General features: G+C 69.0%; 22 protein-coding genes. 14 read left to right on the forward strand and 8 right to left on the reverse strand.

Annotated elements, in window-relative coordinates:
- Positions 1–4: 4 nt before the first annotated feature.
- Entirely contained in the window at positions 5–1921 is a 1917-nt protein-coding gene (locus tag QT382_RS18405; RefSeq protein WP_289255578.1) for a B12-binding domain-containing radical SAM protein, read from the forward strand.
- 8 nt (positions 1922–1929) lie between these two features.
- Here QT382_RS18405 and QT382_RS18410 read toward each other — a convergent pair whose 3' ends face one another.
- The gene (locus QT382_RS18410) at positions 1930–2607 is read right to left on the reverse strand and encodes a hypothetical protein (RefSeq protein ID WP_289255579.1); all 678 of its coding nucleotides are present in this window, start codon (positions 2605–2607) and stop codon (positions 1930–1932) included.
- 218 nt (positions 2608–2825) lie between these two features.
- On the opposite strand from QT382_RS18410, the gene QT382_RS18415 reads away from it, so the two are divergent.
- From QT382_RS18415 to QT382_RS18435, 5 genes are all read left to right on the forward strand, one after another.
- Complete coding sequence (locus tag QT382_RS18415) at positions 2826–4385, forward strand: DUF1800 domain-containing protein (RefSeq protein WP_289255580.1); 1560 nt, start codon at positions 2826–2828, stop codon at positions 4383–4385.
- Between the two features lie 19 nt (positions 4386–4404).
- A complete protein-coding gene (locus QT382_RS18420) occupies positions 4405–5703 on the forward strand; it encodes a DUF1501 domain-containing protein (protein WP_289255581.1) in 1299 nt (432 codons plus the stop codon).
- Complete coding sequence (locus QT382_RS18425) at positions 5703–7559, forward strand: hypothetical protein (RefSeq protein ID WP_289255582.1); 1857 nt, start codon at positions 5703–5705, stop codon at positions 7557–7559. The genes QT382_RS18420 and QT382_RS18425 overlap by 1 nt, the downstream gene beginning before the upstream one ends.
- Positions 7560–7644: 85 nt before the next feature.
- Positions 7645–8598: an AraC family transcriptional regulator gene (locus tag QT382_RS18430; protein WP_289255583.1), complete on the forward strand. Its 954-nt coding sequence runs from the start codon at positions 7645–7647 to the stop codon at positions 8596–8598.
- Positions 8599–8665: 67 nt separating this feature from the next.
- Positions 8666–9259 (forward strand): DUF4124 domain-containing protein, encoded by a 594-nt coding sequence (locus tag QT382_RS18435; protein ID WP_289255584.1) that lies wholly within the window; start codon positions 8666–8668, stop codon positions 9257–9259.
- Between the two features lie 9 nt (positions 9260–9268).
- Here QT382_RS18435 and QT382_RS18440 read toward each other — a convergent pair whose 3' ends face one another.
- The gene (locus QT382_RS18440) at positions 9269–9652 is read right to left on the reverse strand and encodes a methylglyoxal synthase (protein ID WP_289255585.1); all 384 of its coding nucleotides are present in this window, start codon (positions 9650–9652) and stop codon (positions 9269–9271) included.
- Between the two features lie 106 nt (positions 9653–9758).
- Here QT382_RS18440 and QT382_RS18445 point away from each other — a divergent pair, with 106 nt between their 5' ends.
- The 7 genes from QT382_RS18445 (at position 9759) to QT382_RS18475 (ending at position 14329) form a co-directional block, all read left to right on the forward strand.
- Positions 9759–10445, forward strand: a complete 687-nt coding sequence (locus tag QT382_RS18445; RefSeq protein WP_289255586.1) for a hypothetical protein — start codon at positions 9759–9761, stop codon at positions 10443–10445.
- A 66-nt stretch (positions 10446–10511) separates the two neighbouring features.
- Entirely contained in the window at positions 10512–11669 is a 1158-nt protein-coding gene (locus tag QT382_RS18450) for a DSD1 family PLP-dependent enzyme (RefSeq protein ID WP_289255587.1), read from the forward strand.
- 34 nt (positions 11670–11703) lie between these two features.
- Positions 11704–11937, forward strand: coding sequence for a DUF2789 family protein (locus tag QT382_RS18455; protein ID WP_289255588.1), 234 nt, complete (start codon positions 11704–11706; stop codon positions 11935–11937).
- Positions 11928–12422, forward strand: coding sequence for a GNAT family N-acetyltransferase (locus QT382_RS18460; protein ID WP_289255589.1), 495 nt, complete (start codon positions 11928–11930; stop codon positions 12420–12422). Before QT382_RS18455 ends, QT382_RS18460 begins: the two co-directional genes overlap by 10 nt.
- 4 nt (positions 12423–12426) lie before the next feature.
- Positions 12427–12879, forward strand: a complete 453-nt coding sequence (locus QT382_RS18465) for a GNAT family N-acetyltransferase (RefSeq protein WP_289255590.1) — start codon at positions 12427–12429, stop codon at positions 12877–12879.
- Between the two features lie 16 nt (positions 12880–12895).
- A complete protein-coding gene (locus QT382_RS18470) occupies positions 12896–13156 on the forward strand; it encodes a hypothetical protein (RefSeq protein ID WP_289255591.1) in 261 nt (86 codons plus the stop codon).
- Positions 13157–13195: 39 nt separating this feature from the next.
- Positions 13196–14329: a sterol desaturase family protein gene (locus QT382_RS18475; RefSeq protein WP_289255592.1), complete on the forward strand. Its 1134-nt coding sequence runs from the start codon at positions 13196–13198 to the stop codon at positions 14327–14329.
- Between the two features lie 13 nt (positions 14330–14342).
- On the opposite strand, the gene QT382_RS18480 is transcribed toward QT382_RS18475, so the two are convergent.
- Genes QT382_RS18480 through QT382_RS18500 form a run of 5 tightly spaced genes read right to left on the reverse strand, consistent with a single transcriptional unit; the run spans position 14343 to position 19463 of the window.
- The gene (locus QT382_RS18480; RefSeq protein WP_502929923.1) at positions 14343–15098 is read right to left on the reverse strand and encodes an ABC transporter ATP-binding protein; all 756 of its coding nucleotides are present in this window, start codon (positions 15096–15098) and stop codon (positions 14343–14345) included.
- Positions 15095–15937 (reverse strand): ABC transporter ATP-binding protein, encoded by an 843-nt coding sequence (locus QT382_RS18485; protein ID WP_289255594.1) that lies wholly within the window; start codon positions 15935–15937, stop codon positions 15095–15097. The genes QT382_RS18480 and QT382_RS18485 overlap by 4 nt, the downstream gene beginning before the upstream one ends.
- Positions 15934–16845, reverse strand: a complete 912-nt coding sequence (nikC, locus tag QT382_RS18490) for a nickel transporter permease (RefSeq protein ID WP_502929924.1) — start codon at positions 16843–16845, stop codon at positions 15934–15936. The genes QT382_RS18485 and nikC overlap by 4 nt, the downstream gene beginning before the upstream one ends.
- A complete protein-coding gene (locus tag QT382_RS18495; protein ID WP_289255595.1) occupies positions 16842–17870 on the reverse strand; it encodes an ABC transporter permease in 1029 nt (342 codons plus the stop codon). The genes nikC and QT382_RS18495 overlap by 4 nt, the downstream gene beginning before the upstream one ends.
- A complete protein-coding gene (locus QT382_RS18500) occupies positions 17871–19463 on the reverse strand; it encodes an ABC transporter substrate-binding protein (protein WP_289255596.1) in 1593 nt (530 codons plus the stop codon).
- Positions 19464–19578: 115 nt separating this feature from the next.
- On the opposite strand from QT382_RS18500, the gene QT382_RS18505 reads away from it, so the two are divergent.
- Positions 19579–21765 (forward strand): NHL repeat-containing protein, encoded by a 2187-nt coding sequence (locus QT382_RS18505; protein ID WP_289255597.1) that lies wholly within the window; start codon positions 19579–19581, stop codon positions 21763–21765.
- A 13-nt stretch (positions 21766–21778) separates the two neighbouring features.
- Here the strand turns inward: QT382_RS18505 and QT382_RS18510 are convergent, their stop codons facing one another.
- Entirely contained in the window at positions 21779–22057 is a 279-nt protein-coding gene (locus QT382_RS18510; RefSeq protein WP_289255598.1) for a PspC domain-containing protein, read from the reverse strand.
- Positions 22058–22080 lie beyond the last annotated feature (23 nt).

A 22080-nucleotide genomic window follows, 5' to 3' on the forward strand; every position in this document is an offset into this window, starting at 1 on the left:
CCCGATGTCCTCCACCCCTTCGCCCTCCCTCCGCCTGCTCAGCGTCATCCCGCCGATGACGCAGCTGAACACGCCGTACCCCTCCACCGCCTACCTGACCGGCTTCCTGCGCTCGCGCGGCTTCGACGCGCAGCAGGAAGACCTGGCGCTGGCCCTGGTGCTGAAGCTGTTCTCGCGCGGCGGCCTGGAACGCCTGCTGGCGATCTGCGAAGCACAGAAGAAGCACGGCGCGCGGGTACGCAGCTTTCTTGCGCAATCGGGCCGCTACCTGGCGACGGTGGAAGCGGTGATCGCCTTCTTGCAGGGCCGCGATGCCACGCTGGCCCATCGCATCAACACCCGCCAGTTCCTGCCCGAGGGGCCGCGCTTCGAGTCGCTGGAGGCCTATGTGGATGAGGAAGGCGGCGACCCACTGGCCTGGGCCTTCGGTGCGCTGGGCCTGCAGGACCGGGCCCGCCACCTGGCCACGCTGTACCTGAACGACCTGGCCGACGTGCTGCGCGATGCGGTGGACCCGCGCTTCGAGTTTGTCCGCTATGCCGAGCAGCTGGCCACCAGCCAGCCCAGCTTCGACCCGCTGGCCGAGGCCCTGGCCGCGCCGGCGAACTGGGTGGACGAGACCCTGCATGCCTTGACCGTCGAGGCGCTGGAACGTCACCGGCCCGACGTGCTGCTGCTGTCCGTGCCCTTCCCCGGCGCGGTCTATGCGGCGCTGCGGATCGCGCAAGCGGCGCACGCCCTGCGGCCGGGCCTGAAGATCGTGCTGGGTGGCGGCTTCGTCAATACCGAGCTGCGCGAGCTGAGCGAAGCGCGGCTGTTCGACTTCGTCGACTACGTGACGCTGGACGCCGGCGAACGCCCGCTGCTGGCCCTGCTGGAACACCTGGCCGGCAAGCGTTCGCAGCCGCGCCTGGTACGCACCTTCATCCGCGACGCCGAATCGGGTGAGGTCAAGTACATCAACTTCGTCGAACCCGACGTACCTTTCGCCGAAGTCGGCACGCCGACCTGGGACGGTCTGCCGCTGGACCGCTACCTGTCGCTGCTGGACATGCTCAACCCCATGAACCGGCTGTGGAGCGACGGGCGCTGGAACAAGCTGACCGTGGCCCATGGCTGCTACTGGAAGAAGTGCAGCTTCTGCGACATCTCGCTGGACTACATCTCGCGCTACGACGCCGCCTCGGCCGAGCTGCTGGTGGACCGCATCGAGACCGTGGTGGCCGAGACCGGCCAGACCGGTTTTCATTTCGTCGACGAGGCGGCTCCGCCGAAGTCGCTGAAGGCACTCGCCACCGAGCTGCAAAAGCGCGGCACGGCCATCAGCTGGTGGGGCAATGTGCGCTTCGAGAAGACCTTCACGCCCGAGCTCTGCCAGCACCTGGCCGACAGCGGCTGCATCGCCATCTCGGGCGGCCTGGAGGTCGCTTCAGATCGCTTGCTGAACCTGATGCAGAAGGGCGTCTCGGTCGAGCAGGTGGCCCGGGTCACCAAGGCCTTCAGCGATGCCGGCATCCTGGTCCATGCCTACCTGATGTACGGCTTCCCCACGCAGACGGTGCAGGACACGGTGGACGCCCTGGAATACGTGCGCCAGCTGTTCGAGAACGGCTGCATACAGGGCGGCTTCTTCCACCGCTTTGCCTGCACGGTGCATTCACCGGTCGGTCTGAACCCGCAGGACTACGGCGTGCAGCTGCTGCCCCTGCCCGACAGCCCCTTTGCCAAGAACGACGTGGGCTTCATTGACCCGACCGGCGTGGACCATGACCAGCTCGGCGTCGCGCTGAAGAAGGCGATCTACAACTTCATGCACGGCATAGGCCTGGAAGAGGACGTGCGCAGCTGGTTCAATTTCCGTGTGCCCAAGCCCACGGTGAGCCGCCACCGCATCGCCAAGGCCCTGGCCAGCCCGGCCTGAGGCTTCGACTACAGGCCGGCGTACCAGGCCGTGAACTGGCCCCAGGCCGGCCAGTAGCGGCTGAACGTGAAGCCGGCATGCTGCAGCAAGGTGGCGGCCATCAGGCCCAGATAGGGCTTGCTGAAGCCGGCACCGCGGCGCCGGTCGTCCAGCAGCAGCAAGACCACGACCAGTTCGCTGAGCACGAAGGCACCATGGACGGCCGGGGCCAGCTTCGTGAATCCCGCCACGAAGAACAACAGGACCCGCGCCAGCGCCGGCGGCAGCACCAGCACGACGGTCGAAGCCATGTAGCGTGCATGCAGCTGGACCCGCTTGCGATTGACCAGGGCCAGGGTGATGGCGAGGGCGAAATAGCCGAGGGCGACGAAGTCTATGAAGGCCAGGCTGGGGCCCAGCCGGTTGCCCTTGTCGCCCAGCATGCTGCGGACCACCAGCAGCCCCGAGACAAACAGGCTGACCGCCAGCACCAGGCTGGTCCAACCCAAGAGCCGGTGCCAGCGCAGCCGGCGCGTGCGCATCAGCCAGGCCTGGGTGATCAGGCACAGCATCCAGCCGGTGGCCGTCAGGCCGTGAATGTGGTGCAGGCTCGAAGCCTCGCCGACGCGGGAGAAGTAGGTCGGGAAGAAGCCGATCAGGGTGATCAGCAGAGCCAGCGCGAAATAGCGTTCGGCACGTGGGTACATCGCCAGATCTCCAACGCCCGACAGGGCAGCGGCACCATAGCAGCGCCCGGCCGGTCTCCCGCATCGGGAAAGCCACTAGCACCCCTGCGCCCACCGGCAACAAAGCTTTGCATCCAGGCAATGCCGGCTTGATCGACACTGGCGACTCTGCAGTCCTGGCAGTACGGAGTCGCAAGATGAAGTCCATAACAAGACGACAGGCCCTAAGGGGCTTCACGTTGGCAAGCACCCTGCCCCTGGCAGGTCTAGGTTGGTCCCAAGGTGCAGCGCCGCTGAGCGCCGAAGAGAAAGCCCTGCATGCCTTGAACCGCCTGGCCTACGGCCCTCGTCCCGGCGATGTGGCGGCCATGCGCAGCCTCGGCGCCGAGCGCTGGCTGCAGGCCTTTCTGGCCGCCCAGTTCGAGCCCGCCAGCGCGGCCGCACCTGAGGCCCTCAAGACCCGCCTCGCCGGCCTCGACACCCAGGCCCTGAGCCAGGCCGAGCTGATAGGCCGCTACCGCGAGGCCACCCAGGCCAACCGCGCCAACCGCCGCGAGGCCGCGGCGACCATGGAGGCGAACAAGGACGCCGGCAAAGACGACAACGCCAAGACCGAGGCGGCCCGTGCCAATGCCCGCCGCGAGCTGGTCCGGCCGGTGCTGCAACAGACCGCGCAGGCCCGCTTGGCCCGCGCCATCGAGAGCCCGGCCCAGCTGGAAGAAGTGCTGGTCGAGTTCTGGTTCAACCACTTCAACGTGTTCGCCGGCAAGGGCCCGGTCTCCGTCCTCGTCGGCGCCTACGAGCGCGAGGCGATACGGCCCTTCGTGTTCGGCCGCTTCCGCGACATGCTGGCTGCCACGGCCAAGCATCCGGCCATGCTGGTCTACCTGGACAACGTGCAGAGCGTGAAGCCCGGCTACCAGCCGCCACAGCGCCTGGCCCGTGCCAATCCGAACGCCCAGCGCCTGACCGGCCTCAACGAGAACTACGCCCGCGAGCTGATGGAGCTGCACACGCTGGGCGTGGACGGCGGCTACAGCCAGCAGGACGTGACCGAGCTGGCCCGCATGCTGACCGGCTGGACCGTGGACTACCGCGCCGCCCAGCGCGGCAGCAAGGGCCCGCTGTTCGAGTTCGATCCGCGCCGCCACGACAACGGCAACAAGCAGTGGCTGGGCCGCGCGGTCAAGGGCGCCGGCCAGGCCGAGGGCGAGATGGCGCTGGACGTGCTGGCCGCCCATCCATCCACAGCGAAGCACATTGCCTTCAAGCTGGCGCAGGCCTTCGTGGCCGACCAGCCGCCGCCGGCCCTGGTCAGGCGCCTGGCCGACAAGTTCCAGGCTACGCAGGGCGAGCTCAAGGCGGTCACGCGAGCCCTGGTCGAGTCGGACGAGTTCTGGAGCCGCGAGGCCTATGGCGCCAAGTTCAAGACGCCCTACCACTACCTGGTCAGCAGCCTGCGCGCGCTGGACGCCACCACGCCGCCCGACGTGCAGCCGCTGACCCAGTTGCTGGCCCAGGCCGGCATGCCGCTGTACGGCTGGCAGACGCCGGACGGCTACAAGAACGTGGCCAGCAGCTGGATGAACCCCGAGGCCCTGTCGCAGCGCGTGCAGTTCGCCAGCACCCTGTCCGAGCGCCGGGCGCGCCGCAGCGGCCTGCCCGCGGCCGACGCACAAGGCCTGATGAGCACGCTGGGCCCGCTGCTGAGCGAATCCACCCGCAAGAACATTGCCGCCGAGCCGGCCAATCTTCAGGTCGCGCTGCTGCTGGGCAGCCCCGACTTCATGAAGCGTTGAACCGCAGGAGCCGTACGCCATGCAACGCCGTCAATTCCTCGTCTCCCAGACCGCCGCCATCGCCGGCTGGAGCCTCTGGTCCCGCAGTGCCCAGGCGGCCGCCGCCGATCCGCAACTGGCCAAGCGCAAGCTGGTCGTCATCATGCTGCGCGGCGCGGTGGACGGCCTCTCGGTCGTCACGCCCTACGCTGAGCGCGACTACTACCAGTCGCGTTCGACCACGGCCCTCGCCGCGCCCGGCACCGACGAAGGCACGCTCCTGAAGCTCGACAGCCGCTTCGGCCTCAACCCGGCGCTGGCCCGGCTCAAGCCCTTCTGGGACCAGGGCGCCCTGGGTTTCGTCCATGCCAGCGGCTCGCCCGACAGCACCCGCTCGCACTTCGACGCCCAGGACTACATGGAAAGCGGCACGCCCGGCCGCAAGAGCACGCCCGACGGCTGGATGAACCGCCTGCTCGCCGCCCTGCCCGGCCCAGCGGCGCCGACCCGCGCCGTCAACATGGGTGCCACGCCGCCGCGCATCTTTGCCGGCCCCAACAGCGTGGCCTCGCTGGGCCTGGGCCCGCGCGCGTTCGAGGCCAAGGCCATTGACGATCCCAAGATGCAGGCCGCGCTGGACAAGCTCTACGGCGGCACCGGTGGCGACGGCGCCATGGCCAAGACCTACAAGGACACGACCGAAGGCCGCGGCGAGATGAAGCGCAGCATGGCCGCCGCCGCCGAGCGCAACGAGCGCGGAGGCATGGCCGGCGGCATGGGCGGACGCAGCATGGACCCCAGCGCCGACAACGGCGCGCCCTCTGCCCGCAGCTTCGCCGCCGATGCGCGTCGCCTGGGCCAGCTGATCCAGGCCGACGCCCACACCCAGCTGGCCTTCACCTCGGTCGGCGGCTGGGACACCCACGTCAACCAGGGCGGCGCCCGCGGCCAGCTGGCCAACCGCCTGGGCAGCCTGGCCGAAGGCCTGGAAGCGCTGGCCCAGGGCCTGGGCGACAGCCTGAAGGACACGGTCATCGTCGTGATGAGCGAGTTCGGCCGCACCGTGCGCCAGAACGGCACCGGCGGCACCGACCATGGCCGCGCCAACGTGATGTGGCTCTTGGGCGGCCCGGTGGCCGGCGGCCAGGTGATGGGCGACTGGCCCGGCCTCGAAACCGCGGCCTTGACCGATGGCCGCGACCTGGCCGTGACCACCGACTTCCGCGCCGTGCTGAGCCCCATCCTGCAGCGCCATCTGGGCGTCGGCGAGGTGGCCCTGGCCCAGGTGTTCCCGGGCTACGGCGGTGCCGGCGTCAAGGGTCAGGTCTTGCGGAGCTGATGCTGACCCCGGCACTGCTCCGGAAGCTGGGCGGGCTCGCCCTGCTTCTGCTGCTGGCCGGCCCCATCGCGGCGCAGGCCGCTGCTTCTGCCGAGGCCAGCCTCGGCCTGGCCGGTGGCAAGACGCGCTACAAGGCTGGCGAGCCGGTCGTGCTGGAGCTCAGGCTGAAGGCGCTGGAGCCGGGCGTCCAGGTGCTGGTCAACGCGCCGCTGTCCCACCTGGACCGGCTGGAGATCGAGCCGGCCCAGGGCCTGACTGGCTGGCGCAATGAGCGCAACCGCGCGCAGGGCTACCAGGACCACGTGTTCACGCGCCAGGCCTTGCCGGTCGGCCAGCCGCTGACGCTCAGCCTGCCGCTGCCGCTCGCCTACCGTTTCGACCGGGCCGGTCGCTACACGCTGAGCCTGGTCACGCAGCGCACCGGCCAGGCGCTGAGCACGAATGCGGTCCACTTCGAGATCGAGGCCCTGCCCTCGGAGCAGGACGAGGCCCGACAAGCCGAGGCCTTCCTGCGCGAGATCCGTGCCGCCCGCGATTCGCGCCAGGCCCAGCAGGCCGCCGATGGCCTGAACCGCCTGCCCGGTGCGGCCGCCACCCGCATCAAGCTGGCCCTCTTGCTGCATCCGGACCAGGAGGGCGGGCCCTGCTGGGTTTCGGTCAGCGACGGCCTGTGGATCAGCCGCGACCGGCCGGCCTTGATCGCCGTGCTGGAGCAGGCGCTGGACGACCCCGCCCAGGTGCTGAACGTGCGCGACGCCGTGCTGGAAACGCTGCTGTCCCTGCAGCGCAGCCTCGCACCGGTCGAAGAGTCGCCACGGGAGGCGGAGGCGCGACTGAAGGTGCAGCTCCAGCGCCTGGCCCGGAGCCTGCCCTGGCGCAGCGGCGAATCGCTGATCAATGCCGCCCGCCTGGTCTTCACCCGCACGCCGCCCGAGGCCAGGGACGATGCCGAGTTGCAAGCGGCCCGCGAGGTGCTGATCGAGCATTTCGACGAGATCGATCCCTACCTGATCCAGTCGCTGATCAGCCGGCCCGACCGCCGGCTCGACGGCGCCCGTGTTGCGGCCGCCTTGCACCGCTTTCTGGACCGGTCCGCCAGTCCGGACTTCAGCAGCACCCGCGGCGTCGCCCTGCAGCAGCTGATACGGCTGCAGGGCTCGGTCGCCGCGCCCTATGTCGTGCGCGAGGCCTGCGCCGAGATGCCGGTGCAGCTGGAATCGGTGCGGGACCTGCCGGACGGTTTTCTAGAGCCGGTCGACGCCTGCCTGCGCCAAGCGCTGGCCAGGCTGCCAGCTCCCACCGACAAGGCCATGCAGAACTTCGCCCTGGCAACTCGACTGAGCTATGTGGCCCGCTTCGCCAGCCCGGCCCTGCTGCCCGAGGTGAAGGCCCTGCTGCCGCATCTGCAGGACCCGGGCAAGGAGGATGCGCGGGGCGCCGCGCTGGCCTATCTGCTTCGCTGGGACAGCGCCAACTACCTACCGCAGCTGCAGCTCGCCATGGGCAGCCATGCGAGCTGGCTGTACCGCCTCCAGCAGACCCTGCATCGCCCGGCCGACGCGGTGGTCAAGCTGTCGCGCCAGCTGATCGCCCAGGGCCCGGCCAACCAGGCCGACCAGGCCGCGGCCCTGCTGGCCGAACTGGGCGCCGACGAGGACCGACGCTTTCTGCGCGAGCAGTTGCAGGCAGTGCAAGACCGCTTGAAAGGCGCCAAGGACCTGGCGGCGGACGACGGCCAGAAGGAAGCGGCCCTGATCTTCCATCTGATCCAGGGTCGACACTGGCCAGACCCGGCCAACAGCCGTCTGGCCGATGGCTGCGTGTCGGCGCAATGCAAGCAGCGCTTCCGCCGCTGAGACACCTGCAACGCGGCCAGCACGCCAGACTCGGAACAGCACTGTCGGACACGCGCCGCTGCGGCACGCCGCCCACAATGCCCCCATGTCCCGCAACCCACCCTTTCTGTCCCTGGGCAACAGCCGCCAGGCCCAGTGCCTGCAGCGCGCGCTGGACCTGGTCGAGGCCCGGCTGGACCAGCCGCTGACGGCGGAACTGCTGGCCGAGAAGGCGGCGCTGTCGCGCTTTCATTTCCACCGCATCTTCCAGGCTCATGTGGGCTGCAGCGTGGCCAGCTACCTGGCGTGGCGGCGGCTGCAGCGCGCCTGCGCCCTGCTGGTCAGCGGCGCCGAGCCGGTGCTGGAGATTGCGCTGGAGGTCGGCTTCGAATCGGCGCAGGCGTTGGCCAAGGCCATGCGCCGCGAGCTCGGCTGCACGCCGACTGACATCAGGCGCGGCCTGGCCCAGCCCGCCGCACTGCCGCCCTGGCGGCGACCCGACCTGGTTCAACCCTCAGACCTGGACACTCCGATGCTCATCACCCCCACCCGCCAGGCCCAGCTCCCCGAAGGCCTGACCGCACTCACGGCCACCGGCCGCGGCATGGTCGCCAACACCATGGTCCGGGCCGCGCAGCAGGCCTATGCCGAGCTGCAGGCCTGCATAGGTCCGCTGGGCTTGCAGGCCCGGGTCGGCAGCTGGATGTGCCTGGTGCCCGACGACCCCAAGGGCCCGGACGATCCGCATTGCCGTTATGTGGCCGGCCTGATCTTCGGCTACTCGATGGCCGAAGGCAGCGGCCGCTGCGAGCGGCCCGAGCTGCCGCTCAGTGGCACGCTGCAATGGCAGGAGGTGGCAGCCGGCCGCTATGCGGTGTTCACCCATATCGGCCCGTACTCGAACCTGCACCGGACCTGGGCCGCGATCTATCGCGACTGGCTGCCGGCCTCGGGCGAGAAGCTGCGCGAGCTGCCACCGCTGGAGCTGATGCTCAACAGCCCGCAGAACACGCCGCCGGAGAAGCTGCACACCGAGATCTGGATGCCGCTGCAGGCTTGAAGGGCCCCCGATAGGAGGGACGCTGCCGGGTCAACTTCCGCGGCGCGGCAGCCGTTGGGCGCAGACCATGCGCCAGACCCTCACCCCGCTCACCCTGCTCGCCCTGGCCGCAGCCTCGCTGCCGGCCCTGGCCCAGTACCAATGCCGGCTCGCCGACGGCAGCCTCAGCTACCAGCAGCAGGCTTGTCCAAGCGGGGCCGCGCAACAGAAGCTTGAGCTCCGCGACCAGCGCCCCGGTGCGCCGGCTTCGGCGCCCGACTATGCCGGCCAGCTGCGCGAGCTGGAGCAGCGCCGCCTGATCCGCGAAGCCATCAGCGCCGGCCGCCCCCTGGTCGGCATGACCCGGGCCGAGCTCGACGCCGCCCTGGGCAGCCCGCTGCGCAGCAGCCAGGGCCAGATCGGCGCCGACCAGACCGAGCAGCTGAGCTACCAGCGCCCGGGCCGCAGCCTGCATGTCTCGCTGCGCAATGGCCTGGTCGTGGCTTTCGACGACGTGGATCGCGGTCCGCGCAGCAACGGCCAGCAGCTTGCCAAAGCCTGCGCCTCGCCGCGCGAGATCCGCGACATCGAGATCGAGATCAACAAGCTGGCCAACCGCGACAACAAGCCCTTGCAGCTGGAGCTGAACAAGCGCCTGCTGGACGCCAAGGCCTGCCGCTAGTCGCGCGGCCTACAACTCGTCGGCCAGCGCCCGCAGCAGCAGCCGGGCGCTGCTCAGATTGGTGGCGCAGGGCACGTCATGCACGTCGCAGGCGCGCACCAGGGCATTGATGTCGGGCTCGTGCGGCTGCGGCGTCATCGGGTCGCGCAGAAAGATCACCGCATCCACCTCGCCTACCGCCAGGCGGGCGCCGATCTGCAGGTCGCCGCCCATGGGGCCGCTGAGCAGGCATTCCACCGTCAGGCCCAGCTCGCGCTGCAGCCGTCCGCCGGTGGTACCGGTGCCCATCAGGCGGCAGCGCTGCAGCAGCGCCAGGTGCTCGCCGGCCAGCAGGATCATGCTGTCCTTCTTGTGGTCGTGAGCGATCAGGGCCAGGCGGGGCAGATTCGTCATAAGCACTGGGGATGGAAGCGGCCAAAACGTGGGTTTGACTGTACGCGCGCCGCCCCCTGCCAGGAGGAGCATGGAGTTTCCAAAGCGTTACCAAAACGGAGGCCCCATGAGCGAAAGCAAGCCGTTCAAGCTGGAAAAGCATGTGCTGTCGACGTACTACACGCTGCGCCTGGGCATCGCCCTGGTCGCCCTGGCCTTCCCCTTCGTGCTGTGGATTGGCGGCGAGGCCTGGGCCCATTTCGATCCGCCGGGCTCGATGAGCGCCTACTACCACGCGGCCAGCCAGGGCCGCTCCATGCGCGACTGGTTCGTCGGCCTGCTGTTCGCCATCGGCATCTTCCTGTTCCTCTACAAGGGCTACAGCCGCCGCGAGAACATCGCCCTCAACCTTGCCGGAGGCCTGGCCGTGCTGGTCGCCCTGATCCCCATGGCCTGGGACGGCCAGCAGAACTGCAACCGCACCTCGCTGCACGGCACGCTGTCGGTGCTGTTCTTCGTCTGCATCAGCTATGTCTGCATCTGGTGCGCCGGCGACACCCTGCACATGGTCGAGGATCAGCGCAAGCGCGAGCACTTCCTGCTGATCTACCGGCTCTGCGCGGCCGGCATGGTGCTGTTTCCGGCTGCGGCCTTCGCGCTCAACTACAGGAGCGATTGCAATCCGGTCGTGCCGCTGTTCTACGTCGAGGCCAGCGGGGTGATCTGCTTCGCCTTGTACTGGTGGTTCAAGGGCCGCGAGATGGCGCTGACCCAGGCCGAAGCCCGGGCCATTCGCGGTGAGCTGGAGCTGTAGGCCTGCGCACGCAGGGGGAGTGGGCGCTGGGTATCATGCCCGGACCCCTCTCGCTCCCCCAGCGCCGTGACCGCAGCAACACCCCCCTTCCCCGCCCTGCCACCCGCTGCCCGCGTCGGCGATCCGGTCTCGGCGGTCGACACGCCGGCCCTGCTGCTGGAACTGGATGCCTTCGAGCGCAACCTGGACCGCATGCAGGCCGCGGCCGACGCAGCCGGCGTGGTTTTGCGCCCCCATGCCAAGGCCCACAAGTGCCCCGACATCTCGCTGCTCCAAGTACAGCGTGGCGCCGTGGGCATCTGCTGCCAGAAGATCAGCGAGGCCTATCCCTTCGTGGCCGCCGGCATCCAGGACGTGCTGATCAGCAACGAGCCGGTCGGCCCGGCCAAGGCCGCCCTGGCGGCCGAGCTGGCGCGCCATTGCCGGCTGTCGATCTGCGTGGACCATGCCAGCCAGATTGCCGACCTCGCCGCTGCCTGCGCCGCGGCCGGCAGCCGGATCGAGTTGCTGGTCGAGATCAACATAGGCCAGAACCGCTGCGGCGTGGCCGATGCACCGGCCGTGCTGGCCCTGATCGAACGCATCCAGGCCCATCCGGAGCAGCTGCGCTTCAAGGGCCTGCAGGCCTACCTGGGCAGCATCCAGCATCTGCGCAGCCATGAGGAACGGCGGGCCGCCGCAGCCGGTGCCTCGGAGCGCACCGGCGCCGTCGCCAAGGCGCTGCAAGCAGCCGGCGTGCACTGCGAGGTCATCACCGGCGGCGGCAGCGGCACGGTGGAGTTCGACCTGGCCAACGGCGTCTACACCGAGGTCCAGCCCGGCTCCTACATAGGCATGGACATGGACTACGGCCGCAACGAATTCGCCGGCTCGCTGCGCTTCGAGCATGCGCTGTTCCTGGCCAGCACGCTGATGAGCCAGGGCAATGGCGAACGCCTGGTGCTGGACGCCGGCCTCAAGTCGCTGGCGGTCGATTCCGGCCTGCCCCTGGTCTGGGGCCCCGACGGCGAACGGCTCGACCTGGTCTACACCTCGGCCAATGACGAGCACGGCATCCTGCAAGCCCAGGGCCCCGACACGCGCCGGCCCCAGCTGGGCGAGCAGGTCTGGCTGGTGCCCGGCCATTGCGACCCCACCTTCAACCTGCACGACGAGCTGGTCGCCGTGCGCCAGGGCCGGGTCGAGGCCCTGTGGCCGATCGCGGCCCGCGGCCTGAGCCGCTGAGCCCTGCCTGTACTCCATCACGGGAGAAGCCACCATGGAATCGCCTATCCACAGCCTGGTCGACCTTTTCAAGCAGCTGGGCCTGCCCCACGAGCCGGCCGCCATCGAGGCCTTCATCGCCAAGCACCGGCCGCAATGCCAGGGCTGCGCCATCCAGGATGCGCCCATGTGGACGCCGGTGCAGGCCAGCTTTCTGCGCGAGGCCATCGAGGACGACGCAGACTGGGCGATCGCCGCGGAATCGCTGACGGAATTGATGTGCCGTTGATACGGCCATACCAACCGCAAGACTGGCCCGCTCTGTGGCCGCTGCTGCACGCCGTGTTCTCGGCCGGCGACACCTATGCCTACGCACCGGACAGCAGCGAGGCCGAGATCCACAAGGCATGGATAGAAGGCCCCGAGGCCACGTTTGTCGTCGTCGATGACGAGGGCAAGCTGCTCGGCAGCTATGGACTCAAGCCCAACCAGCCGGGGCTGGGCGGCCATGTGTGCAACTGCGGCTACCTGGTCGATCCCGAGGCCCGCGGCCAGGGCCTGGCCTCGCTGATGTGCGAGCACTCGCAGCACGAGGCGCTGCGCCGCGGCTACCGCGCCATGCAATTCAACCTGGTGGTCTCGACCAATGTCGGCGCGGTGCGCCTGTGGCAGAAGCTGGGCTTCGAGATCGTCGGCACACTGCCTGGTGCCTTCAAGCACAAGAGCCTGGGCTATGTCGATGCCCATGTGATGTTCAAGACCCTGGAGCCCTGAGCCCATGAGCCTGCAAGTTGCCAAGCTAAGCCCCGCAGACCGCGCCGCCTGGGAGCCGCTGGCCCGCGGCTACAAGGCCTTCTACGAAACGCCCATCACCGACGCCGAGCTGGAGCGCGCCTGGCAATGGCTGATGGAGGACCGGCAGGTCCACGGCCTGGGCGCCTACCTCGACGGCGAGCTGGTCGGCCTGGTGCACTTCCTGTTCCACGGCAGCACCTGGGCGCCCCAGGTCTGCTACCTGCAGGACCTGTTCACCGCGCCGGCCGCCCGGGGCCGCGGCGTGGGCGAAGCGCTGATAGAAGCGGTGGCCGCCGAGGCCGTGCGCCGCGGCGCCGGCCGCTGCTACTGGCTGACGCAGGACCACAATCGCGTGGCCCGCGGCCTTTACGACAAGCTGGCCGAGCACCGCGGCTTCATCCGCTACGACTATCCGCTGCCGGCCGTCCCGGCCTGAAGCACGAAGGAGCCCCATGGCCAAGACGATGATCCCCCTGCTGGCCGCCGCCGCCCTGGTGGTGGCCGCCTTTGCGACCAACCCGTCGCCGGACCAGCATCGCGAAAAGATCAAGCAGGCCGTGTCAGAGCGCAGCCAGATGGACAAGGTGCTGGGCGTCGGCCACCTCACGGCCTTTGCCTCCAAGTACCACTCGCTGGGCCTGGCGTCCTACTCCACGGTCAGCGACAAGCTGGTGAGCTTCGGCGTGCTGGGCATGGTGTTCGTGCGCGACTAGGTCGGCTGCGGACCGGCGGCATCGAAGCTCGGTATCCCCATGCGCACCCTTGACAAGCTCAACCGGCTCAGCGAATCGCATGGCCGCCTGCCTCGCGGCCAGGGCCTGGCCTCCGGCGTGATCGCGCTGGCACTGGCCATGCTGTGCCTGCTCGGCGTGCTGGCCTTTCATTGGCCCGAGTACCTGACGACGCCGCAGCTGCGCAAGTCGTACCGGGTCGACAGCCTGCGCCTGCTGCTGTTCTGGGCCCTGGTGCTGTCCGGCGCCATCGCGCTCTACAACGTCATCCGCGGCCGGGCCCGCTGGCTGGCCTCGGCCAGCTTCGCCCTGATCGCCGTTTCGCTGCTGCTGGGAGGCCACAAGGTGCCGGTGGACAGCGACTTCCCCGAGCACACGCCCTACCTCGGCCTGGACTGGTTCGTGCTGGACCTGCTGGGCTCCACGCTGATGTTCGTCTTCATCGAAAAGCTGTTCGGGCTGCGCAAGGACCAGCCGGTGTTCCGCGCCGACTGGCAGACCGATTTCCAGCACTTCATGGTCAACCACATGCTGGTGGGCTTTCTGCTGCTGGTCACGAATTTGCTGGTGCACCGTTTGTTCGGCTGGGCCGCTCACGATGGCTTGCGAGGCTGGATCGGGCAGCTGAACTTTGGCCTGGCGCTGTTCCTCATCATCCTGGTGGCCGACCTGGTGCAGTACTGGATACACCGGGCCTACCACCAGGTGCCGCTGCTGTGGCGCCTGCATGCCGTGCATCACAGCATCGAGCACATGGACTGGCTGGCGGGCTCGCGCCTGCACATCATCGAGCTGATACTCACCCGCACCCTGATCCTGGCCTCCATCTACCTGCTGGGCTTCAGCAAGCCGGTGATCGATGCCTACATCGTGGTGGTCGGCTTCCAGGCCGTCTTCAACCATGCCAACGTGAGCGTGGGCCTGGGGCCGCTGCGGCACCTGATAGTCACGCCCAACTTCCACCATTGGCACCATGCGCAGGACCCGGAGGCGGTGGACCGCAACTACGCGGCCCACTTCGCCTTCCTGGACCACCTGTTCGGCACGGCCGTCCATTCGGAACGCCAATGGCCGGAGCGCTACGGCGTGATCGGCGACTATGTGCCGCGCGGCTTTCTGAAGCAGCTGCTCTTCCCCTTCACCTGGAAGGGCTGAGCCCCCGGAGCCGCTAGGTCCTGACGAAGCCCGCCGCCGCCCTCAGCAGCGAACGCGTGTAGTCCTGGCCCACCGCGCCGGCGGCCAGCTGCTCACGCCCCAGGGTCTCGACCTGGCGGCCGCCCTGCATCACGACCACGCGCTCGCACAGATGACCAACCACGCCGAGGTCGTGGCTGACCATCAGGTAGCTGAGGCCGCGCTCGCGGCGCAGTTGGTCCAGCAGGTTCAGGACCTCGGCCTGGACCGAGGCATCGAGGGCCGAGGTGGGCTCGTCCAGCAGCAGCAGACGCGGCTCCAGCATCAGGGCACGGGCGATGGCCACGCGCTGGCGCTGGCCGCCCGAGAGCTGATGCGCGTAACGGAAGCGGTAGCCGTGACCCAGACCGACCGCTTGCAGCGCCGCTTCGATGCGCCGCTCCGCCCCTTCGACCAGGCCATGGATGGCCAGCGGCTCGGCCAGCATCCGGTCCACGGTCTGGCGCGGATGCAGGCTGCCATAGGGATCCTGGAACACCATCTGCACCCGGCGGGCAAAGGCCTTGCTGCCGGGCCGGACCGAGCCGTCGCCCAGCTGCAGCCTGCCGCCCGCCAGCGGCGCCAGGCCGCAGATGGCGCGCAGGGCCGTGGACTTGCCCGAGCCCGATTCGCCGACCAGGCCGAGGCTCTCGCCTTCTCTCAGTTCCAGGCTGAAATCGCGCAGGGCCACGAAGTCGCCGAAACGGACTTCCAGCTGGTCCAGGCTGAGCAGGGTATTCATCGCGCTCATGCGGTCTTCCAGGCTTCGTCGCGCTGCAGCGTGGGCAGCGGATGGCGGGGCGCGTCCAGCCGCGGCAGGCAGTCCAGCAGGCCGCGGGTGTAGGGGTGCTGCGCCTCATGCAGCCGGCTGGCCTCGAGCTGCTCGACCACGCGGCCGGCATACATCACCAGCACCCGGTCGCAGAAGCTGGCGACCAGGCGCAGGTCGTGCGAGATGAAGACCAGGCCCATATTGCGTTCACGCACCAGGCGATCCAAAACGGCGAGCACCTGCAGCTGGACGCTGACGTCCAGGGCCGAGGTCGGCTCGTCGGCGATCAAGAGCTCAGGTTCGGCGATGGTCATCATCGCGATCATCACGCGCTGGCCCATGCCGCCCGAGACCTCGTGCGGATAGAGCCGGGCCACGCGCTCGGGCTCATCGATTCCCACGGTCTCCAGCGCCGCGAGCATGCGTTTCGTGGCCTCTGATGCGCTGCAGCGCTGATGGGTGCGCAGCGCCTCGACGATCTGGCCGCCAATGCGCATCACCGGGTTGAGCGAGAACTTGGGATCCTGCATCACCAGGGCCATGCGGCGGCCCCGCAGCGCGCGCCGCTGGGCGGGCGGACAGGCGAGCAGATCCAGGCCATCGAAACGCAAGGCCTGGGCCTCGACCCGGGCGCCTGGCGCCGACAGGCCCAGGATGGCGCGGCCGGTCTGCGACTTGCCGGAGCCCGATTCGCCGACGATGCCCAGGCGTTCGCGGCCTAGCGTGAAGCTGACGCCGCGCACCGCCTCGATACGGCCGCCGTCGCGCGCCGGATAGCTGACGCGCAGGTCCTCGACTTCAAGCAATGCCGGGCTCATTCGCTGTCTTTCGGATCGAGCGCATCGCGCAGGCCATCACCCAAGAGGTTGAAGGCCAGGCTCACGATGAAGATGGCCAGGCCCGGTCCGGCGGCCACCCACCACTGGTCCAGCACGAAGGCGCGGCCGGCGGCGATCATCGCGCCCCATTCGGGGCTGGGCGGTTGCGCCCCCAGACCGAGGAAGCCCAGGCCGGCGGCGGTGAGGATGATGCCGGCCATGTCCAGCGTGACCCGCACGATCAGCGAGGGCAGGCCCAGCGGCATCAGGTGGCGGCTGACTATGCGCCAGGGCGAGGCGCCCATCAGGCGCACGGCCGCGATGAAGTCGCTGTGGCGCAGGCTCAGGGTTTCGGCGCGGGCGATGCGGGCATAGGCCGGCCAGGCCGTGATGGCAATGGCCAGCACCGCGTTCTCTATGCCCGGTCCCAGGGCCGCGGCGAAGGCCAGGGCCAGGATCAGCTTGGGAAACGCCAGGAAGATGTCGGTCAGCCGCATCAGGAGCGCATCGACCCAGCCGCCGAAGTAGCCGGCCAGCGTGCCTATGACCAGGCCCACCGGCGCCGCCAGCACCGCCACCAGGGTGACGACGAAGAGCGTGATCCGCGAGCCCCAGACTATGCGCGAGAAGATGTCGCGGCCCTGCTCGTCCGTGCCCATCCAGTGGCTTGACGAGGGCGGCAGCAGCCGGGCGTTCATCAGGTCGCCGACATCGGGCGCACTGGGCGCGATCCAGGGCGCGAACAGGGCCATCAGCACCAGGCCGGCGAGCAGCAGCAGGCCGACCAGGGCCAGGCGGTTGCGGGCAAAGCGCCGCCAGGTCTCGTAGGCCCGGCCGGCCATGGCCTGCTTGCGCGAGGCCGGCTGCTCAGAGAGCAGCCATTGCCGCCAACTCGCCTTCATCCTCATGAGCGCGTCCTCGGGTCCAGCCAGCGGTACAGCAGGTCGCTCAGCAGGTTGATGAAGATGAAGATCGTGCCGACCACCAGGGTGCCGCCCAGCACCGCATTCATGTCGGCGTTCTGCAGCGCGTTGGTGATGTACAAGCCCAGGCCCGGCCAGGCGAAAACGGTCTCGGTCAGCACCGAGCCTTCCAGCAGGCCGGCATAACTGAGTGCGATCACGGTCAGCAGCGGCACGGCGGCATTGCGCAGCGCATGGCGCCAGACGATGCGCGCCTCCGACAGGCCCTTGGCCCGCGCCGCCACCACGTACTCCTGGCCCAGCTCCTTGAGCATGAAGCTACGCGTCATGCGGCTGATGTAGGCCATCGCGAAATAGCCCAGCAGAGCGCCCGGCAGAGCCAGATGTGAGAGCGCGCTGCGGAAGGCCTCCCATTCACCGGCCATCGCCGCGTCGAGCAGGATCAGGCCGCTCACCGTAGGCACGCTGTACTCGTAGGCGATGTCGATGCGGCCCGGTCCGGCCACCCAGCCCAGCTTGGCGTAGAACAGCACCAGGCCCATCAGGCCCAGCCAGAAGATGGGCACCGAGTAGCCCAGCAGGCCGATCACGCGCAGGCCCTGGTCGACCCAGCGGCCTCGCCGCACCGCGGCCCACACACCCAGCGGCACGCCCAGCAGCACGCCGAAGACGATGCCGACCGTGGCCAGCTCCAGCGTGGCCGGAAACACGCGGGCGATGTCCTCGGCCACCGGATTGCTGGTCAGCAGGGACTGGCCGAGGTCGCCGCGCGCCACCTTGCCCAGGTAGACGCCGAACTGATAGAGCAGCGGTCGGTCCAGGCCCAGCTCCTGCCTCACCCTTTGCAGTTGCTCCTCGCTGGCCCGGTCGCCGGCCACGGCCAGGGCCGGATCGGTGGGCACGACCCGGCCTATGAAGAAGGTGACCGCCAGCAGGCCCAGGTAGGTCAGGGCCAGGCTCAGCACGGTGCGGGCCACGGCCCGGGGCAGGAACTTCCGAAGACTAGGCACTTATTTCTTGACCACCGGCGCGAGGAAGGTCGTGTCCGATGTCGGCCCTATGCGGAAGCCCTCGACGTTGCTGCGCAGCGCGGCCACCGCGGTCTGTTGGTAGACGATGACGAAGGGGCTTTGCTTGCGGAACTCGGCCTGGATCTCCTGGTAGGCCTTGGCCCGCTTGGCCGTGTCGCGCTCCTGCAGCGCAGCGTCGGTCTTCTTGGTCAGCTCGGGAGAAATCCAGGCATTGCGCCAGGTCAGCGGTTTGAGCTTGGCTTCGTCGCTGTTGTCGACATTGCGCGTGAAGGCATCGGCATTGCTGTGCGGGTCCCAGTAGTCCGAGGCCCATTCGCCTATGTAGATGTCGTGCTTGCGGGCGCGGTATTTGGTCAGGGTCTGCTTGCCGTCGCCGGGAATGATCTCGATCTTGATGCCGGCCTTGCGGGCCGAGGCCTGCACCGCCTCGGCTATGCCCTGCACCGGCTGCACCGTGCGCATGTCCAGCGTCAACTTGAAGCCCTGCGGCAGACCGGCCTTGGCCAGCAGGGCCTGGGCCTTGGCCGGGTCGTACTTGTAGGGCTTGTCGCTGGCCGCGCCCAGCATGCCCACCGGCAGCAGGTTCTGGTGGACCACACCAATGTTCTTGATCAGCGTCGCGCCGATCGCCTCGTAGTCGACCAGCCACTTGAAGGCCTCGCGCACCTCGGGCTTGGCCAGGTGGGGGTTCTTCTGGTTCAGGCTCAGGTAGTAGATCGTGCCCTTGGTGGTGGCGTCGAGCTTGACCTCGGGCCGGCCCTTCATCGCATCGATGTCCTGCGGCGCCAGATTGCGGGCGATGTCGATGTCACCCTTCTCCAGCAGCAGGCGCTGCGTGGCGGCTTCCTTCACATGGCGGTAGATGGCGCGGACCAGGGCCGGCTTCCTGCCGTGGTACTGGTCATTGCGCTCCAGCACCAGCAGCTCGTTGGCCCGCCATTCGCGCAGCTTGTAGGGGCCGGAGCCGGCATGGCCCTGCTTGAGCCAGGCATTGCCCATGTCCGTGCCCTGGGCCTTGGACAGCAGCAGCTTCTTGTCCAGCACCGAGGCCACATTGGCGCTGAGGCAGTTCAGCACGAAGCTGGGCGCATAGGCCTTGTCGGTCTCCATGGTCAGCGTCAGCGGGCCGGTCTGGCGGATCTTCTCGGCCACATTGGTCTTGGACAGGCCCAGCTGGGTGAGGATGAAGGCCGGCGTCTTGTCCAGCAGCACGGCACGCTGCAGCGACCACACCACTTCTTCGGCGGTCAGCGCATTGCCCGAGGAGAAGCGCAGATTGGGCAGCAACTCGAACGTGAAGCTCCTGCCATCGGCCGACACGGTCCAGCCCTTGGCCAGTTGGCCGCTGAGCTTGCTCGGGTCGGCGATGTCGAACTGGGTCAGCCGTTCGTAGGTGTTGCCGACGATCTCGCCGGCGGCGATCTCGAAGGCTTCGGCCGGGTCCATCGAGATGATGTCGTCGAAGGCCATGGCCTGGACCAGGCTGTCCTTGGGCGTGGCGGCCTGCAGCGGCAGGGCCAGGCTCAGGGCGGTCAACAGGACGGCGAAGGGGAAGCGGGGGGCGGCAGGCAAGGTCGGTTCCTCCGTTGGGCCCCGGATTGTTGCCCAAGCGGGGCCGGCCGCGTGCGCAGGTCAACCCGGTGCCGGGCCGCTCCCGGCCCCAGGGCACGGTTACGATCCGCGGCCGATGCCTGAAGGATTGAACAAGCCCCACCGTCCGCCGCGCCGCCGCTCTCGCAAGCCGCTGGCCGCGCTCCTGAGCCTGCTGGCCATGGCCGCCGGCCTGGCCTGGTTGCTGGAGCCACCCGAGCATCCCCAGGTGGCCATGCCCGCCGCCGCGCCGCCCGTCGCAGCCTCGGTGCCGGCGGCCGAAGCCGCACCGCCACCGCCCGCTCCCACGCTGATTGGCGGCCCGGCCCATATCAGCCTGCTGGCCGGCGACGGCACCAGCGGCCTGCGTGATGGTGTTGCGGCCCAGGCGCGCTTTTCCGATCCCTACGGCCTGGCCGCCGCGCCGGACGGCCGACTCTTCATCGCCGATGGCGGCGAGGCCAACCGCATCCGCGTGCTGGACATCAAGCGCGGCCAGCTCAGCAGCCTGGCCGGCGGCGAAGAAGGCTTTCAGGACGGCCCGTCTGCCCAGGCCCGCTTCAATACGCCCTCCGGCCTGGCGCTGGACCGCGAAGGCAATCTCTACATCGCCGACACCGGCAACCATGCGATCCGCAAACTGAGCCCGCAGGGCCAGGTCACGACCCTGGCCGGCGACGGCAAGCCCGGCTGGAAGGACGGCGAAGGCGCGCAGGCGCGCTTCAATGCACCGCTGGCAGTGGCAGTCGATGCCCAGGGACGGGTCTTCGTCGCCGACACCCACAACGACCGCATCCGCATGATCACGCCCGAGGGCCAGGTGTCCACGCTGGCCGGCGGCAACAAGCCCGGCGAGGCCGACGGCCCGGGCGCCAAGGCGCTGTTCGACACGCCTTCCGGCCTCACGCTGGACGCGAACGGCCTGCTCTGGGTGGCCGACACGCAGAACCACGCGATCCGCTCGGTCGATCCGGCCAGCGGCGAGGTCCAGACCTGGCTGCGCAGCCCCGACGAGGACGACGAGGCCCTGCTGCGCCGACCGCTCAGCCTGGCCTTCACGCATGACGGCGTGCTGCTGGTCGGCACCATGAACAAGGGCGGCTTGCTGCAGGTCACGCCGGAGCGCCAGGTGTTCGCCCTGACCGGCGGTGCGCTGCGCTTCTCGCGGCCGGGTGGCATCGCCGTCGATGCACGCGGCCGGGTGCTGGTGGCCGATGCGCCGGCCTTCCGTATTCATCAGGTCTTGCCTGGTGAGGGCGAGTCCGGCCCGCTAGGCCCGGCGCTGCTGCAGCCGCCGCTGGAGACGGCCAAGCGCTGGCCCCTGCGGCCGCAACAGGGCTGGCATGAAGTCGTCGGCCTGCTGGGCGAGGTGCGCGGCGGCCGCGGCAAGGACCGCAAGCTGGACTCCCGCCACCACCTGCACGCCGGGCTGGACATCCGCGGCGACACGGGCGAGGCGGTCCTGACCATCGCCGACGGCAAGGTGCTGAGCCCGGCCGCCAGCAGCGGCTTCGCGCGACTCGGCGAGGGCCTGGCGATAGGGCCGCTGCAGTACATCCACATCCGCGTCGGCCGCGACAAGTTCGGCAAGCCGCTGGACGCGCAGCGCATGAGCCTGGTGCGCAACGCCGCCGGCAAGGTCGAACGGGTCCGTGTGGCCCGCGGCACCCGCTTCAAGGCCGGCGAGGTGATCGGCTTCATCAACCCCATGGCCCATGTGCACCTGGCCCTAGGCGCACCGGGCTTCTACCGCGATGCCATGAGCCTGGGCTTCGAGGGCTTCATCGACACGGTGGCGCCGCGCATAGATTCCATCGAGCTGTTCGACGCGGCCGGCAAGCGACTCAAGCGCGAACTGGCCGGCGCCCTGCTGCTGCCGCGCGCGCCGCTGCAGATCGTGGTCGATGCCTGGGACCAGGTCGACGACAACCTGGAGCGCCGCCGCCTGGGCGTGCAGAAGCTGTCGTGGCAATTGCTGAACGAAGACGGCACGCCGCTCTCCGGTTTCGAGCAACCACGCGAGACCCTGAACTTCGAGCAGCTGCCGGTGGATGACGAGCTGGGCGTCAAGCTGGCCTACGCGCCGGCCAGCGGCATCACGGTGCACGGCGCGCGGGCCACGCAGTTCCGCTATCAGCTGGCCAACCAGGTGCGGGACGGCAAGGCCGTCGAGGGACGCTGGGATCCCTCGGGCTTGCCGGCGGGTCGCTATCGGTTGCGGGTCGAGGTCAGCGATGGCAACAGCAATCGCGCGCAGCGGGAGCTGGTGCTGAGGATGGACTAGGGCCGACCGGTACTCACGAGCGCTTGTAGTCGTTCACGTCGAAGGGCTTGCTCGGCTCTTCCGGCATGAAGGCCCAGAACAGGAAATAGATCAGCGTGCCTGTGCCGGATGCGATCAGGAGGACCATCAGCAAGCGCACCGTCCCGACATTCCAGCCGAGCCAGTTGGCAATGCCTTCACACACGCCGCCAAAGAGGCGGTCCTGCGGCTTGTACAGCCTGCGTTTCTCCATGGCTCTCTCCGCCTCGTCGGCGCCGGTCTGCGGGCTGTTTGCCCGTCTGGTGACGCTCATTGAACGAGCGCGGATTCTAGGGT

Origin of the sequence: Pelomonas sp. SE-A7 (genome assembly GCF_030345705.1) — a bacterium.
Taxonomy (GTDB): domain Bacteria; phylum Pseudomonadota; class Gammaproteobacteria; order Burkholderiales; family Burkholderiaceae_C; genus JAUASW01.